At 68.3% G+C, this 15,508-nt stretch carries 13 protein-coding genes; 5 read left to right on the top strand and 8 right to left on the bottom strand.

Translation table 11 applies throughout. From position 1 onward, the window contains the following. Positions 1-189 precede the first annotated feature (189 nt). Positions 190-3,192, bottom strand: coding sequence for a UPF0182 family protein (locus tag AB0H42_RS22900; RefSeq protein ID WP_357058835.1), 3,003 nt, complete (start codon positions 3,190-3,192; stop codon positions 190-192). A gap of 180 nt (positions 3,193-3,372) precedes the next feature. Between AB0H42_RS22900 and AB0H42_RS22895 the strand changes: the two genes are divergently transcribed. After that, positions 3,373-3,966 carry a PPA1309 family protein gene (locus AB0H42_RS22895; protein WP_357058832.1) on the top strand — a complete coding sequence of 198 codons (594 nt, stop codon included), beginning with the start codon at positions 3,373-3,375 and terminating at the stop codon, positions 3,964-3,966. A gap of 58 nt (positions 3,967-4,024) precedes the next feature. On the opposite strand, the gene AB0H42_RS22890 is transcribed toward AB0H42_RS22895, so the two are convergent. Beyond that, positions 4,025-5,050 carry a PDZ domain-containing protein gene (locus AB0H42_RS22890; RefSeq protein WP_357058830.1) on the bottom strand — a complete coding sequence of 342 codons (1,026 nt, stop codon included), beginning with the start codon at positions 5,048-5,050 and terminating at the stop codon, positions 4,025-4,027. Between the two features lie 87 nt (positions 5,051-5,137). Continuing rightward, the gene (locus tag AB0H42_RS22885) at positions 5,138-5,368 is read right to left on the bottom strand and encodes a mycoredoxin (RefSeq protein WP_357059030.1); all 231 of its coding nucleotides are present in this window, start codon (positions 5,366-5,368) and stop codon (positions 5,138-5,140) included. Positions 5,369-5,496: 128 nt separating this feature from the next. Between AB0H42_RS22885 and AB0H42_RS22880 the strand changes: the two genes are divergently transcribed. The 3 genes from AB0H42_RS22880 to AB0H42_RS22870 all read left to right on the top strand — a co-directional run bounded on the left by AB0H42_RS22880 (position 5,497) and on the right by AB0H42_RS22870 (position 8,573). Beyond that, positions 5,497-7,626, top strand: coding sequence for an ATP-dependent DNA helicase UvrD2 (locus tag AB0H42_RS22880; protein ID WP_357058828.1), 2,130 nt, complete (start codon positions 5,497-5,499; stop codon positions 7,624-7,626). 150 nt (positions 7,627-7,776) lie between these two features. After that, on the top strand, positions 7,777-8,112 hold the full coding sequence (locus AB0H42_RS22875; RefSeq protein WP_357058825.1) for a hypothetical protein: 336 nt from the start codon (positions 7,777-7,779) through the stop codon (positions 8,110-8,112). A 179-nt stretch (positions 8,113-8,291) separates the two neighbouring features. Continuing rightward, positions 8,292-8,573, top strand: coding sequence for a WhiB family transcriptional regulator (locus tag AB0H42_RS22870; RefSeq protein WP_357059027.1), 282 nt, complete (start codon positions 8,292-8,294; stop codon positions 8,571-8,573). Between the two features lie 151 nt (positions 8,574-8,724). On the opposite strand, the gene AB0H42_RS22865 is transcribed toward AB0H42_RS22870, so the two are convergent. The 5 genes from AB0H42_RS22865 to AB0H42_RS22845 form a co-directional block, all read right to left on the bottom strand. Next, positions 8,725-10,044, bottom strand: a complete 1,320-nt coding sequence (locus tag AB0H42_RS22865) for an AarF/UbiB family protein (RefSeq protein ID WP_357059024.1) — start codon at positions 10,042-10,044, stop codon at positions 8,725-8,727. Between the two features lie 105 nt (positions 10,045-10,149). Beyond that, positions 10,150-11,013 carry a TOMM precursor leader peptide-binding protein gene (locus tag AB0H42_RS22860; protein ID WP_357058823.1) on the bottom strand — a complete coding sequence of 288 codons (864 nt, stop codon included), beginning with the start codon at positions 11,011-11,013 and terminating at the stop codon, positions 10,150-10,152. A gap of 181 nt (positions 11,014-11,194) precedes the next feature. Further along, positions 11,195-12,622: a zinc-dependent metalloprotease gene (locus tag AB0H42_RS22855; protein WP_357058820.1), complete on the bottom strand. Its 1,428-nt coding sequence runs from the start codon at positions 12,620-12,622 to the stop codon at positions 11,195-11,197. 202 nt (positions 12,623-12,824) lie between these two features. Next, the gene (nudC, locus tag AB0H42_RS22850; protein WP_357058818.1) at positions 12,825-13,754 is read right to left on the bottom strand and encodes an NAD(+) diphosphatase; all 930 of its coding nucleotides are present in this window, start codon (positions 13,752-13,754) and stop codon (positions 12,825-12,827) included. Between the two features lie 40 nt (positions 13,755-13,794). After that, the gene (locus tag AB0H42_RS22845; RefSeq protein ID WP_357058815.1) at positions 13,795-14,859 is read right to left on the bottom strand and encodes a potassium channel family protein; all 1,065 of its coding nucleotides are present in this window, start codon (positions 14,857-14,859) and stop codon (positions 13,795-13,797) included. A 134-nt stretch (positions 14,860-14,993) separates the two neighbouring features. Between AB0H42_RS22845 and AB0H42_RS22840 the strand changes: the two genes are divergently transcribed. Continuing rightward, positions 14,994-15,407, top strand: a complete 414-nt coding sequence (locus tag AB0H42_RS22840) for a hypothetical protein (protein ID WP_357058812.1) — start codon at positions 14,994-14,996, stop codon at positions 15,405-15,407. Positions 15,408-15,508 lie beyond the last annotated feature (101 nt).

Genomic DNA, 15,508 nt, shown 5'->3' with positions numbered 1-15,508 from the left:
CGCGCCTAACCGCTGTACCCGCAACCGGATCCGGACCCCTTCTACACCGCACCCCCCGAACTCGCCGAACTTGCCATCCATCCGGATGGCAGCGCCTCTTCGTGGTTTCCGGCCCGGAATCCGACCGGACCCCGCGGCCGCTCACCGCGCGGAGCCGCCAGGGACCGGCTCCGCGCCGGGAGCGGGCTGCTACCTACCCCCGCCGGCGTCCTGATACGCCTTCACGGCGGCGTCCAGCTCGTCCAGTGCCCGGCCGAAGTCCTCGAAGTTTCCGGTACGCATGGCGGCGCGCACCTCTTCGATCTTGCGGCCCAGCTCCGCCGCCGCGGCATCCCGCGCGGCCGAACCGGTGCTCGCGGGCGGCGGGGCCGAGCCGTTGGGTGTCGCCGCGCCCTGATCCTGCGAATCATTGCCCTGGGGCTGCGGCGGCGCTGCCCCGGGGTTGGGCCTGGTGGCTGGATCACCGCCGGACGGGGTGGCCAATGCGCCGGAGCCGGGTAGCACCTGGTTCAATGCGTCGGCCAGCGTCGAACCGTAACCGACCTTCACGCTGCCGGCCTGGTCGCGGTAGCTGACCAGCACGCGCAGCAGCTGCGGGAAGGTCGCCGTGTTCTGGCCGGTATTACGCTCGTTGTAGAACGGCTCCACATAGAGGATGCCGCCGTCGGCCACCGGCAGGGTGAGCAGATTGCCGTATCTGATCTTGTTCGAGTTCGACAGCAGCGTCTTCTCCTGGGAGACCTGCGGCGCTGTCGTCATCGTGTTCTGCGTCTGCTGCGGACCCTGGGTCTGCGTATCGGTCGGCAACTGCAGAATCCGGAACTTGCCGTAACCGTCCGGATCGGAGCGCACCGATATATAGGAGGACAGGAACTGCCGGTTGTACCCGACCATCGCACTGGTCAGATTGAACACCGGCTTACCGGTCTCCGGATCGCCGAGCAGCACATAGTACGGCGGCTGGCTGGCCGACACCCCCTCCACCGTCGGATCGGCGGGCACCGACCAGAACGCGTTGTTGGTGAAGAACTCGCGCGGATCGTCCACGTGGTACTTGGTCAGCATCTCGCGCTGCACCTTGAAGAGATCCTCCGGATACCGGAAGTGCTCGCGCAGCTCGGGGCTGATCTCGCTCTCCGGGATCACCGCGTCCGGGAACACTCCCCGCCAGGCCTGCAGGACCGGGTCGCTGGGGTCGGTCTCGAACAGCTTGACCGTGCCGTCGTAGGCGTCGACGGTGGCCTTCACCGAGTTGCGGATGTAGCTGACCTCTTTGCGTGGCAGCAGCCGACCGGTGCGCTGGTCGACACTGTCCTCGACCGCGCCCTCGAGCGAGGTCGTCTGGGCGTAGGGGTAGCTGTCGAGCGTCGTGTAGGCGTCCACGATCCAGACGATGCGCCCGTCCACGACCGCCGGATAGGCGTTACCGTCCGGGGTCAGCCACGGCGCGACCTTCTGTACCCGGTCCCGCGGCGAACGGTTGTACAGGATCTTCGAATCAGCGCTGATCGCCGAGGAGAACAGGATATTGCGTTCGGCGTACTTGGCCGCGAACGCCAGCCGGTTGAACCAGTTCCCGATCGGCACACCGCCGGCGCCGTCGTAGGTGAAGCGGGCCTGGTCGGTGTCGTACTCGCGGGGGTTCTGGCCGTCCTTCGTACCGACGATGGCGTAGTCGGGATCGGACTGCGAGATCAGCTCGCCGTAGTAGATACGCGGCTGATCGACCTTGATCCGCTGTTGATCCTTCGGCGTGAACAGATCACTGACCAGGAAGATGGGATAACCCGAATCACTACTGCCACCCGCGGCGTTGGGATCTTCGGATTGCGGCCGGTTGACCCGGTTGGCGGGCGCGGCGACGAACCCGTTGCCGTGCGTGTAGACCGTGTGCTTGTTGATCCAGTCGGTCTGGTTACCGCTCAGGGTGGCCGGAGACAGTTCGCGGGCAGCCACGATGTAGTCCTGGATCTGGCCGTTGAGCGAATACCGGTCGATATCGAGCGCCTCGGGGAAGCCGTAGAAGTTTTTCAGCTGCCGCAACTGGGTGAAGGTCGGGGACAGGATGTTGGGATCCAGCAGGCGGGCGTTGGCGATGGTGGCATGGTCCACCGCCACGTTCACCGGATTCTTGCTGCTCTCCCCTTTGTAGTCGACGTATTCGATCTTGTCGTCGGTGATTCCGTAGGCTTCCCGGGTAGCGGCGATATTGCGCTCGATGTACTCGCTTTCCTTCTCCGCCGCGTTCGGGCGCACCGAGAACTGCTCGACCATGAGCGGCCACACCGCACCCACCAGCACCGAGGAGAGCACCAGCAGCGCCGCCGCCATCGCGGGCACCCGCAGATCACGCAGCACGATCCCGGCGAAGAAAGCCAGCGCGCAGATGATCGCGATGGACATCAGGATCAGCTTGGCCGGCAACACCGCGTTGATATCGGTGAACGAACCACCGTTGAAGGTGGGTTCCTTCCGGCTGCTCATCAGCAACTGATAGCGGTCGAACCAGTACGCGACGGCCTTCAGCAGCACGAAGATCCCGGCCAGCACCGCGAGCTGGACCCGCGCCGGAGTGGTAAGCACGCCCTCGCGCCCGGTCAGCCGCAAGCCACCGAAGATGTAGTGGGTCACCAGGCTCGCGAAGAACGCGATCACCGCGGCGACGAACAACCAGTTCAGCACCATCCGGTAGAACGGCAGATCGAAGGCGTAGAAGCCCACATCGAGACCGAACTGCGGATCGGTGCGGCCGAACGAACCGCCGTGCAGGAACAACTGCACGGTGACCCAGTTCGACTGGGCGACCAGTCCGGACAGCACACCCAGCAATGCCGGGATACCGAGCCCGAACAATTTCAGCTTGCCGAGCACCGTCGTCCGATACCGGGCGATCGGATCACCGGCGCCCGAGGTCGGCACGAACACCGGGCGTGATCGGTAGGCCAGCAACAGGGCGAGCCAGACGATCGCCCCGACCAAGAGCGCGACCACCGCGAACACCGCGACCCTGGTCAGCAGCACGGTCAGGTAGACGCCGCGGAAATCGACCTCCCCGAACCACAGCCAGTTCGTATAGGTATCGATGAGCCGGGGCCCTACCAACAGCAGTGCGGCCAGCACCACCGCAGCCACCAGCAGCAGACGGCTGCGCCGGGACAGCGACGGTAAACCGGCGGGGGGGCGCATGCCCACGATGCCACGCTCCAGGGTCCGGCGGCGAATGAGCCGGTAGCGCCACCGGCCGCTGCGCCGCAGTCCGAATTGTTGAGGTCGGGCCCGTACGGACCCTCTGGGCCCACTCTACGGAAAACGGACATCTTCGCGACCGCAGGGTTCGAGCGGTGTCGCGGCGGCGGATGCGAGGATGGTCGGGTGAGCGCCGATCTGCATGCCGAAATCGTCCTTGCCCGTTCCGTCCACGAGGTCGCGGAGTTCGTGGACGCCGAGGGCTGGGGAAGATCACCACAGATGTTCGCGCTGGTGCGAACCGCGGATCTGGTGGCCGCCGAACCCGCGCTCATCGACGAGGTCGACGCCGCGGACGAACTGACACCGATCGCCCAGGACCCCCTGCCCGATCATGTGGCCGGCGGATCGATGGCGCTCGACGAATTCCTCGCCACCACCAGTTGGCCCCCGGCGGTGGCGGGCTGTGTGCTGGTGCAGGAGATCGTGGTACTCCCACCGGACGCCGAGGAGGATCTCGACGAGGCCCTCACTCCGCTGCTGGCCGATGCGGACGCCGCCGACGCGGCCGGCCGGGCCGCCGCCCACGCGCACCCGGGACGGCGCGAGGCCCGGCTCTTCGCGGCTGTGCTGCGTTCGGGAAACAGCCTCTGCCTGTTGCAGCTACGGCCCGAAGAGGACGACGAGGACGGCGCCGACCTCGACCTGCGCACCTACCCGAACCTCGCGCCGAACCTGGTGGAAGCGCTGCGGCAAACATTCGAGGAATCCGCCGACTGAACGGCGAACGCCCGGGTCCGTGGGCCCGGGCGCACGGACTCCGCCGTCCTCGAATTTTTCAGCCGCAGCCGACGACTTCCTGCCCCGCCGACAGATCCTCGAGCGCCTGCACCGCGCCCGCCAGCGTCTCCACCCGCACCAGCCGCAGACCGTCGGGGACCCGCTGACTCGCCTCGTTGCAGTTACCCGCCGGGACCAGGAACGTTTCCGCGCCCGCCTCCTGGGCCGCCATCATCTTGTACTGGATCCCACCGATCGCGCCGACCTTGCCGTCCTCGTCGATGCTGCCGGTCCCCGCCACGAAAGTCCCGCCGTCGAGGTCGCCGGGACTCAATTTCTCCACCAGCGCCAGACTGAACATCAAACCGGCCGACGGACCACCGATATCGGCCAGATTGAAATCGATCTGCATGGGCGGCGCCGCGGATTCGGTGGGTGTCAACCCCAGGAACCCCTTGGCGGCGTCGTCGGGCCGGGCACCGAGCGTGATGTTCGCGGTCTGCTCGGCGCCGTCGCGGCGGTACACCACCGGCACCACGGTCCCGGGGGCCCGGCTCGACGCCTCATTGAGCACATCCTGGGTGGTCGCCACCGACTTACCGTTCACGCTGACGAGCTGATCCCCGGCCCGCAGCACGTCCTGGGCCGGAGCGCCTTCGGCGACCTTGTGCACGAACACCGCCGTCGGCAGGTTCAGCTGACGCATCGCCGCGACCTCGGCATTGCTCTCCGAGGTCGTGAACTCCTGCTCGTTCGATTCGTCGACCTCCTCCCGGGACACCCCGGGCGGATACACCTCGGCGCGCGGCACGATCCCGTGCCGGCCGCTCACCCAGAAACCGAGCGCCTCGAAAATCGTCAGACCGTCCCGCACCGCGACCGTGGTCATGTTCAGCTGCCCGGCGGTTCGATCGACCTCGGCCCCCGACACCTGCACGACCTCGAGACCGTCCACTGTCCCGAGTGTATCGACGGTGGGTCCGGGCCCCAGCGCCACGAACGGCACGGTGAACACACTGCCCACCACACCGAACAACACAACCGGGACAAGAGCGACCAGGAGCGTGATGATCCGACGATTCACCCGGCCAACACTAGCCATCCGCTCCCGCACAATGCGGGACAGGCACGCGCGCGATCCACGAGATCGCCCCCTCCGGACCCGGCGAGATCACACCAGACGCGCGAGCGCCTGCTTCACCTCGGCCAGGGACGGATTGGTGGCGGTCGAACCGTCGGCGAACTTCACGGTCGGCACCACATGGTTGCCGTTGTTCACGCTGCCGACGAACTCCGCCGACGCCGGATCGTCCTCGATATCGATCTCCACATAGCTGATCCCGGCCTCTTTCAGCTGGGTCTTCAACCGCCGGCAGTAACCGCACCAGGTGGTCGAGTACATGGTCAGATCAGGGGTCACGTCAGTCACGAACAGAGCAACACCCACCGGGCCACGTTTATTGCCGCGTCATTTCCGTTCTTCCCGGCGCCGCCGACCGGGCACTCGGGCCCACGCATAGACTTCCCCGGGTGGGCGCAGTCGATCTATCCGAGTTGGACTCGGAACAGGCCGCCGCCGTCCGCGCGCCGCGCGGGCCCGTCTGCGTGCTGGCCGGCGCGGGTACCGGGAAGACCCGCACCATCACCTATCGCATCGCGCATCTGGTGGCGGCGGGGCAGGTGCGGGCGGACCAGGTACTGGCCGTCACGTTCACCGCCCGGGCGGCCGGGGAGTTGCGGGCGCGGCTGCGGGCGCTCGGGCTGGGGGCGGCCGCCTCGACCGTGCAGGCCCGGACCTTTCATGCCGCGGCGCTGCGGCAGCTGCGGTATTTCTGGCCGCAGGTGGTCGGGGAGGTGCCGTGGCGGATGCTGGACAGTAAGTTCCCGGTGGTCGCGCGGGCCGCGAACCGCGTGGGTCTGGCTTCCGGGACCGAGAGTGTGAAGGATCTACTCGGCGAGATCGAATGGGCCAAGTCCTCGCTGGTGGCGCCGGAGGATTACGCCGCGGCAGCCGATGCCCACCGCCGGGACACGCCGTTCGCGGCCGCCCGGGTCGCGGAGGTCTACGCCGCCTACGAGTCGGTGAAGACCACGCCGGAGGGTCTGCTGCTGGATTTCGACGATCTGCTGCTGCACACCGCCGCCGCGCTCGAGGACTATCCGTCGGTCGCCGACGAGTTCCGGGAACGCTACCGATGCTTCGTCGTCGACGAATACCAGGACATCACCCCGCTGCAGCAGCGGGTCCTGGACGCCTGGCTGGGGGACCGCGACGATCTCACCGTCGTCGGGGACGCCAACCAGACCATCTATTCGTTCACCGGAGCCGGGCCGGGCCGGTTGCTGGATTTCTCCCGCCGGTTCCCGGAGGCGACCGTGGTGCGGCTCGAGCGCGACTACCGGTCGACTCCGCAGGTCGTCGACCTCGCCAATCGGGTGATCGGGATGGCGCAGGGCCGGATCGCCGGGACCCGGCTGCAGTTGATCGGGCAGCGGCCGGACGGACCGGAGCCGGAGTTCGCCGAATACGCCGAACTCGCCGCGGAAGCGGCCGATATCGCCCGCCGGATCGAGGAACTCCTGGCCGGTGGCACCCCGGCGGCCGAGATCGCGGTCCTGTACCGGATCAACGCCCAATCGGAGGCCTACGAGCAGGCACTGACCGAGCGCGGGATCGCCTATCAGGTTCGCGGCGGCGAGGGTTTCTTCCAGCGGCCGGAGGTACGCCAGGCGGTGCAGGAGTTGCGCAAGGCGGCGTCCCGCGACGACCTGCCCGAAACGTCACGGTCCGGGAAGAACCTGGTGAGCCTCGTGCGAGCCGCGCTGGCACCGATCGGTCTCACCGCGTCCGCGCCGGTGGGCGCGCAGGCCCGCCAGCGCTGGGAGTCCCTGACGGCGCTGGTCCGGCTGACCGAGGAACTCGTCGAGCACGAACCGGGTCTGGAACAGACCGGACTGCTGCGCGAACTCGCCGCGCGGGCCGAAGCCCGGCATCCACCGACCGTGCAGGGCGTGACCCTGGCCTCGTTGCACGCGGCCAAGGGCCTGGAGTGGGACGCGGTGTTCCTGGCCGGGCTCACCGACGGCACCCTGCCGATCTCCTACACACTCAACGGTGACGGGTCGGTCGCCGATGCGGCGGCGCTGGAGGAGGAGCGCCGGCTGCTCTACGTGGGGGTGACCCGGGCCCGGGTCCACCTCCGGTTGTCGTGGGCGCTGAGCCGAGGAGACGGTGACCGCCGGGCACGGCGGCGCTCCCGGTTCCTCGCCGGGCTGGTGCCCGACGGCTCCCCCGCGTCCCCGATCGCCGCCCCGGCGCGACCCGCCGCGGACGCCAACCGGCCGGTGTGCCGGATATGCGGTCGTGCGCTGCTCGATTCGGAGGCGCTGCTGCTGCGCCGGTGCAAGAACTGTGTGGGACAACCGGATACGGAACTGCTCGGCGCTCTCCAGGATTGGCGCCGGGAGAAGGCGGCCGAACTCGCCGTGGATCCGCGCGGGATCCTCGGTGTGAATACGCTCACCGCGATCGCCGAGCAGCTGCCCGATGACGAAGCCGCGCTGGCCGCACTGGGTATCGACGAGAGCAAGATGCGCAAGTACGGGGCCGAAGTGCTGGCCATCATCCGGTCCCGGCGCCGTTCGATCGCCGGCCGGTAGCCGCAATCAGGCAAAACTGCAGGTAGAAAATAGGTTGTCGACTCCCGCGAGATTGCTTAAGGTGGAAATCGCGCTCGGGAGGGTACATCCACGCGCACAGTTGACACACAGTTGAGATCACGACCACGAGTACAGGAGGGAGGCAGTCAGATGAACGGCACAACGAACTACGGCTTCGTCACCGTAGCGCCGAATATGCGGTCGTCCGCTGCTTCCCGGGGGTTCCTCGCTTTGCAGGGGACCGGCCTGTCCTGCCTCGATATTGCCGGTGATCAGGCACGTATCCGCTATTCGCATCAGCCGAACATCGTCGAATCGCAGGACCAGTCCATCGTGAACTGGCACCCGGGGGCTGCTCTGGCAGCCGCCGGCTCCTTCGCTATCGATCCCGCCGCAGCACCCGCAGTGGCAGATAAGCGACCGGAAAGCCTTCGCAAAGGACACCGAGCGACCGTGAACAGGCGGCCCCACAGCCGACCAAGGTAGGGATCAACCCCACACCTCCTGGCCACGGGACGCAGATGCGAAACCGTGGCCACAATTTTTTTGGCCTTCAGCCCACAAGGCACCGGTTTCGCAGAACGAACACCGAACCGCTGCACAACAAGCTGAAGGAGAACGACGTGGTCACCACCACCCAGAGCTGGCCGTCGGCCACCACTGATGTGGCGTGTAGCACCGTGGCAACCGATCCGGGGGGCCAGCGGCAGCGCGTCCTGCCCTGTCGAGCGGGCGATCCCGACCTGTGGTTCGCCGAGAGCCCGGTCGAGCTGGAAGAGGCCAAGGCGCTGTGCGCGTCCTGCCCGATCCGTAAAGGCTGCCTGACCGCGGCCATCGATCGGCGGGAGCCGTGGGGCGTCTGGGGCGGCGAGATCTTCGACCAGGGGGTCGTCATCGCCCGTAAGCGCCCGCGGGGCCGGCCGCGCAAGGTCGCCAGCTGTGTCTGACCGGCACTCCGTGTCCCTCGCGGACGTCCACCCACACCGGAAACGAGCCGCTCATCGCTTCGTCGATGAGCGGCTCGTTCGCTTCTGTACCGGTATCGATATGCGCGCGGCGATCACCGGGATCCGGGAAACTCCAGCGCTGTAATACTTTTCAGGCGCTGTCCCGCTGCTCCCGGAAACCGGGCAGCCAGGTGGCGGCCAACTGCATGAACGGCACCTCGGCATCGAGCTGGGCACAGATACCGATGGATCCGCCGAGCACCCGGAAGATCATCAGGTATTCGGCGGGCAACATCATCGCCCGCGCGGTCTTCATCTCCGGCGAGGAGTAATCGGTCGCCTTACCCGCCACCCGCTGCATCCAGCGCCTGGTGAAGTGGAACGATTCGGTGCGGATCGGGTCGGTGAACGGGCGCAGGTACTCCGCGATCTCGGTTTCGGTGAGCGTTCTGCCCGGCTGCACCCAGCCGTTGGCGTGCAGAATCTCGGTGAGTTCGCCGTACTCCTCGGCGACCGCCAGCACGAGGATCCGGCCCAGCAGGTCCGGGAATCCGCCCGGCAGCGGTGCGCAGGCGCCGTAGTCGATCACCGCGAGCTTGCCCTCCGGGGTGATCATGAAATTGCCCGGATGCGGGTCGGCGTGCAGCAGACCCACCGTTTCCGGGGCGGAGAAATGGAACCGTCCCATCAACCCGGCCACCCGGTCGCGCAGGGCCCGGGTCCCCTCCGGATCGGCCTGGCCGGCGCTGATGATCGTGGAAACCGGTGTACCGTCGAGCCATTCGCTCACGATCACCTTCGGCGCACTGGCGACCACTTTGGGCACCACGAATTCGGGATGTCCGTCATAGGCCTTGCTGAACGCCCGCTGATTCGCGGCCTCGTTGCGGTAGTCCAGTTCTTCTTCGGTGCGCTCGGTGATCTCGGCGAGCAGCGGTTTCACATCGGCGCCGGGAATGACCTTCGCGAATAAGCCGGTCATCCGGTTCAGGGTGCGCAGATCGGCGCGCAGCGCCTCATCGGCCCCCGGGTACTGCACCTTCACCGCGACCCGCCGCCCGTCCGACCACACCGCCCGGTGCACCTGGCCGATACTCGCCGATGCGGCCGGAGTGTCCTCGAACGACTGGAACCGCTTACGCCAATCGGTACCGAGCTGCTGGTCGAGGACGCGGTGCACGGTGGCGGCGGGCATCGGAGGCGCGGCGGCCTGCAGTTTGGTGAGCGCCTCGCGATAGTGCTCGCCGAACTCCTCCGGGACCGCGGCCTCCATCACACTGAGGGCCTGGCCGAATTTCATCGCGCCGCCCTTGAGCTCCCCGAGTACGGCGAACAGCTGTTCGGCCGCCTTCTGGTTCAGCTCCGTGTTGATCTCTTGACGATCGCCACCCGCGAGCTTCCTGCCGAAACCGACCGCGGCGCGCCCCGCTACTCCCAGCGGGATCTTTGCCAACTTCGCATTGCGGGACATGGGCCGGCGCACGATCTCAGACACTCCCCCATAATGGCCGACAACCCCGCTTCACTGCCACGAAAAACCGGAGAGAATTACCCTCGTCACCGAATGTGAATGTCATCACACGGTCTCGCCCACTGTGCTTCCGAGACAATCGCAGCGGGGGTGCGGCGCCCATAACCGGCGATCGAGAGTCCGGGTATCGAGATCGAGCTCGAGGGTTCTGTTCAGCGTTTCCGGCGGGAAACGCGGCTCGCAGGCGATGATCGTCTCGAGCTCGCCCAGCGCGAGCGCGGCCACCGCGGCGATCCCGGCGGGGCTGGCATGACCGGTTCGTCCGAGCAGTTGCGCGGCCAGTCGCGGCCATTCCGCGTCGTGATCGACTCTGGTCAGGTCCGCGCAGCGCAGGCAGCTGGTCCGGCCCGGCTGGACCAGCGGTCCGACGATCCCCTTCCCGTCGCGGAGCCGCACGACGAGATGGGCGATCCGCGCATGGGACAGATCGCGCACCAGCCGGGGATCCGGGATCAGGGCGTCGGCGAGCACCACGAGGTCGGCGGGCCGGGCCCGGCCGTCGATCTCACCGCGGTAGTCGCGCGAGCGCTGTGGGCGGATTCCCAGCTCACGCAGACCCGCGGTGATCGCGTCGGTGAGCGGACCGATGCCGTGCACCCGGATCGACCGCACGCGACCGGCCGGGCGGGGCGGGTGGACCAGTAGGCCCGCGGTATCGATCATCGTGAACAGGGCCGTGGCCTGCGCCGGTTCCAATCCGAGCGAGCGGGCCCGCCAGATGATCGCGGGTTTGCTGTTCAGTCCGTCGATCAGCCGGAGGAAACCCAGCACCTGCCGGGTCTCCAGTCCCGGCGCCACACAGAGCACCGCGGTATCGGGATCCCAGCCCAATTGGACCTGCCCGGTGGACCGGACCAGGATCGGCACCCGAGGATGCAGCAGGGGGCCACGTGGCCGGAGCATCGTCATACCGGAAGTATGCGAGTGCCGTTGCGTCGCAACGGGTTCGCGCACCGGGTTGTCCACAGGATTCCGCCCTGTGGACAACTCCGTTTCCCGAGGTGAGCGGGTGTCCGCGACAGCTCCGCGGGCGCCCGCGGAGAGTCGTACGGAACAGGCCCCGGAATTACCGCCGGGGCCTGTCGATCCGCTACTTCTTACCGGATTCCGGATCCTCCGGATCGGATTCGGGACGTTGTTCGCCGCCCTTGTCGCTCTCACCCTCGGTCTTCGCCGCCTCGCGTTCGGCGGCCTCGGTGGCGGCCAACTGCGCGAGCGGGTCGTCGAACGCGCCCGAGCCACCGCCGATCACCGAATCGATGAACCCGGCGGGCGCGTCGAGATCGGCGGCGTCGGGGAGCAGATCGGGATGCGCCCACACCCCGTCACGCGCGTCGATACCGGCGTCGTCGGTGAGTCGCTGCCACAGGGTGGCCGCCTCACGCAACTTGCGCGGACGCAATTCCAGACCGACCAGCGTGGCGAAGGTCTGTTCGGCGGGACCACCCGTGGCCCGGCGACGGCGCAGTGTTTCGGCGAGCGCGCCCGCACCCGGCAGTCGATCGCCCACAGCCGCGGCCACCACCACCTGAACCCAGCCCTCGATGAGGGCGAGCAGGGTTTCCAGCCGGTCCAGCGCCTGCTTCTGCTCGGGCGTGGTCTGCGGCTCGAAACTGCCCTGGGCGAGAATCTCCTCGAGCTTGGACGGATCGGTGAGCGCGGACGGATCGAGATTGCGGGCGGCGTCCTCGAGGGCCGAGAAGTCCATGGTGATCCCGCGCGCGTAATCCTCGACGGCGGCGAGGACCTGCTGGCGCAACCAGGGCACATGAACGAACAGCCGCTGGTGGGCGACCTCGCGGGCGGCGAGGAACACCATGATCTCGCTCTCCGGCTGCTCGAGTCCCTCGCTGAACTCCGAAATGGCGGTGGGCAGCAGGGCGGCGGTACCGGCCGGGCCGAGCGGCAGGCCGATATCGGTGCCGGTGAGCACCTCCTTGGCCAGCTGGCCCAGCGCCTGGCCGAGCTGGGAGCCGAAGGCCAGCCCGCCCATCTGCCCGAGCATCCCCATCATGGGGCCGGCCATCTCGCGGGCCTCCTCGGGCAACCCGGCGGTCCACATACCGGAAATCTGCTGGGCCACCGGATCGCACAGCCGCTGCCAGGTCGGCAGGGTTTTCTCGATCCAGTCGTTGGCGGTCCAGGCGATGGTGCTCGTCGCACCGGCCGGGAAGGTGGTCGCGTCGTCGAGCCACAGTTCGGCCAGGTGCGCGGCATCGGCGACCGCGGCGGCGGTACCGCTGGACACGGGCGGAACGGTCTTCCCGAGCTGCTGGCGGGCCAGCCTCTTGGCCACGTCGTAGTTGACCGGGCCGCCACCGCCCCCACCGGACATACCCTGGCCCATACCGCTCAGCATCTGGCCCAGCGAGGACAACATCTGGCCCAGGGCCGCCGGATCGAACCCGGCGCCGCCGGCACCGAAACCGAACGGATCGTTACCGCCGCCGCCCGGCTTGTCGCCGCGGCCGCGATCGTCGTCGTCGCCGTGCGAGAAGCCGAACGGGAGGTCACTCATTCCGCCTCACCCGCCGGCATAGCGTCCGGGTGGTGTCCGGGGAGCGCGCGCGCACCGTTCTCGGGCGCTTCGTGAAGCTGCATGTCGTCCATAGTAGGCGCGGCGAACCGCCCGGTCCGCCTCCCCGGGCGGTCTTCGCGCTGGGTGAACATCGCCGCGCCGGGACCGGCCGGGTATCGGTTCGCCCGGTCCTGCCGAACCCCTACTCGGCGGCGACCCAGGATTCCATGATCGTCCAGGCGATCGAGATCGAGCCGGGCAGCAGGAGCCGCGCTTCACCGGCCGGGGCGGCCTCGCCGGCGTCCGGCCGGGTCCGCCGGCCGCCCGCCGCCAGCGCGTCGCGCACCTCGTCGCGGGTGAACCAGTGCGCCTCGGCGATCTCACCGTCGGTGAAGGCCAACGGCTGGTCGGGGTCGGCCTGCGCGGAGAACCCGAGCATCAGCGAGCGCGGGAACGGCCAGGGCTGGCTGCCGAGGTATTCGATATCGCGCACCTCGAGCCCGACCTCCTCGCGCATCTCCCGCTCGACACACCGTTCCAGCGACTCCCCCGCCTCCACGAACCCGGCCAGCAGCGAGAACATCGTCTCGGGCCAGCTGTGCTGACGGGCCAGCAGCACCCGGTCGCCACCGTCGTGGATGAGACAGATCACGGCGGGGTCGGTGCGCGGGAAATCCTCGCGGCCGTCCTCGGCCACCCGGGACCAGCCGCCCTTGGCCGGCATGGTCGGTGTGCCGTCCGCGCCGTGATAGGCGGCGCCGGCATGCCAGTTGATCAGCGCGAGCGCCGTGGACAGGACCCCCGCCGTGAAATCGTCGATCGAAGCGTCGGCGAGCCGGCGCAGGTCCCGCAGGGTGCCGGAGAGCGCCTCGTCGCGCACCGCCCACAGGTGCACACCGTCCTGTACGCCGAGGAACACCGCGTCGGGGCTCGGCTCGGGGGACAGCTCGAGCGCGGCTTCCCAGACCAGCGCCTCCGACTCGTAACGCACCGCGCCGCGCGGGCCCACCCGGAGTAGCCGGGCCGTGGACCAGCCTTCCTTCAGCGACTGCTCGTCGGCGCGAAGATGGTCGGCGCGGTCCAGCGCCGAACGGGACAGCAGGGGAATCTGGTTGAGTCGGAAAACGGCCACGTACCGAGACTATCGCGGCTCGATAACGGCCGTGCCGGAGTCAGCGGGCGCGACGGATGTAGAGAAGTTTGTCCCCGGTTTCCAGGGCGTCGACCGCCGGCTCGCCGACGCGCACCAACTCACCGGCCCGCACCACCCCGAGCACGATATCGCTGAGGTGCCGCGGTGACCCGCCGACCTCACCGGGTTCGACCTCGCGTTCGGCGACCGCGAAACCGTGCTCCGGGGTGAGCAGATCCTCCATCATCTCCACAACGCTGGGCGTGGTGGTGGCGATCCCGAGCAGCCGGCCCGTGGTCTCCGAGGACACCACCACCGAATCGGCGCCGGACTGCCGCAGCAGATGGGTGTTCTCCGATTCACGGATGGAGGCGACGATCTTGGCCTTCTTGGTGAGTTCCCGGGCGGTCAGGGTGACCAGGACCGCGGTGTCGTCGCGGTTGGTGGCCACGATGACCGAGGACGCGTTCTGCACACCCGCCAGCCGCAGCACATCGGACTGGGTGGCCGACCCGTGCACGGTGACCAGCCCGGCGGTCGACGCCGCTTCCAGGCTCACCGCGTCCATGTCGACGACGACGATATCGGCGGGTTGCATGCCGTCACCGAGCATGGCGTCGATAGCGGTGCGGCCCTTGGTGCCGTACCCGACGACGACGGTGTGATTACGCACGGTGCGCCTCCAACGCTGGATCTTCAGGGCCTGGCGGGAACGTTCGGTGAGTACCGCCAGTGTGGTGCCGACCAGGACGATGAGGAACAGCACGCGCAACGGGGTGATGACGAAGATGTTCACCAGCCGGGCCGACGGGGTGACCGGCGCGATATCGCCGTACCCGGTGGTGGACAGCGACACGGTCGCGTAATAGAACGCGTCCAGCAGGGTGACCGAATCGTCGGCGCTGTCCCGGTAGCCCTCACGGCCGAGATAGACGACGAACGCCGCCGCGCACAGCAGCCCGACCGCGAACAGCACCCGCCGGGTCAGCGATATCCAGGGGCTGTTCTGAGCTTCCGGGATACGGAGCAGCCCGACCAGCGCGAAATCCGGTGATTCGGCCGCGCCGCGGGCCCGGCTCCCGAGATCGGCGAACCGCGAACTCACCGGCGACGCCTTTCACCGGTCCGGTCATCACGCACACCGGTCACTGTCAGTCCCTCCGACACAGCTCGGGAGCCTACCCGCTCACCCGCCGTCACGTCGGACACGCGGTCGTGGCGGGTATCTATGGTGGTGCCATGGCAGATATCACCCCGGCGGGCGCACCGGATTCCGGTCGCACCCCGGCGCTTCGACTGGCCGCGCTGCTCCTCGGCGCCGGCGTCCTGCATTTCGTGGCCCCCGAACCGTTCGATTCGATCGTCCCTCCGCAGTTGCCCGGAAAGACGCGTTCCTACACCTACTGGTCCGGGGTGGCCGAAATCGGCGTGGGAACCGCCCTCTTGATTCCTCGCACCCGGCGGCTCGGCGGCCGGCTGGCCGCACTGCTGTTCATCGCGGTTTTTCCGGCCAATATCCAGTTCGCCGCGGATTCGGTGCGTAACCCGAAGGCACCGTCGATCCTGAAAGCGGTTTCGGTACTGCGGCTGCCGCTGCAGTGGCCGATGATCACCAGCGCGCTGGCGGTGAGCCGCCGGTCCCGGCAGGACTAGCGACCGGCGCCACGCGGCGGGTGGCCGATGCGCTGCCCGAATACCGCTCGGCTCGGTGCCGGCAGGAGCACCGGAGAGCGGCCTCGGATCCGGCGGGCTGC

Origin of the sequence: Nocardia sp. NPDC050799, assembly GCF_040654015.1 — a bacterium.
Taxonomy (GTDB): domain Bacteria; phylum Actinomycetota; class Actinomycetes; order Mycobacteriales; family Mycobacteriaceae; genus Nocardia.
The sequence above is the reverse complement of the archived record's forward strand: the minus strand, read 5'-3'. Positions and strand labels throughout refer to the sequence as shown.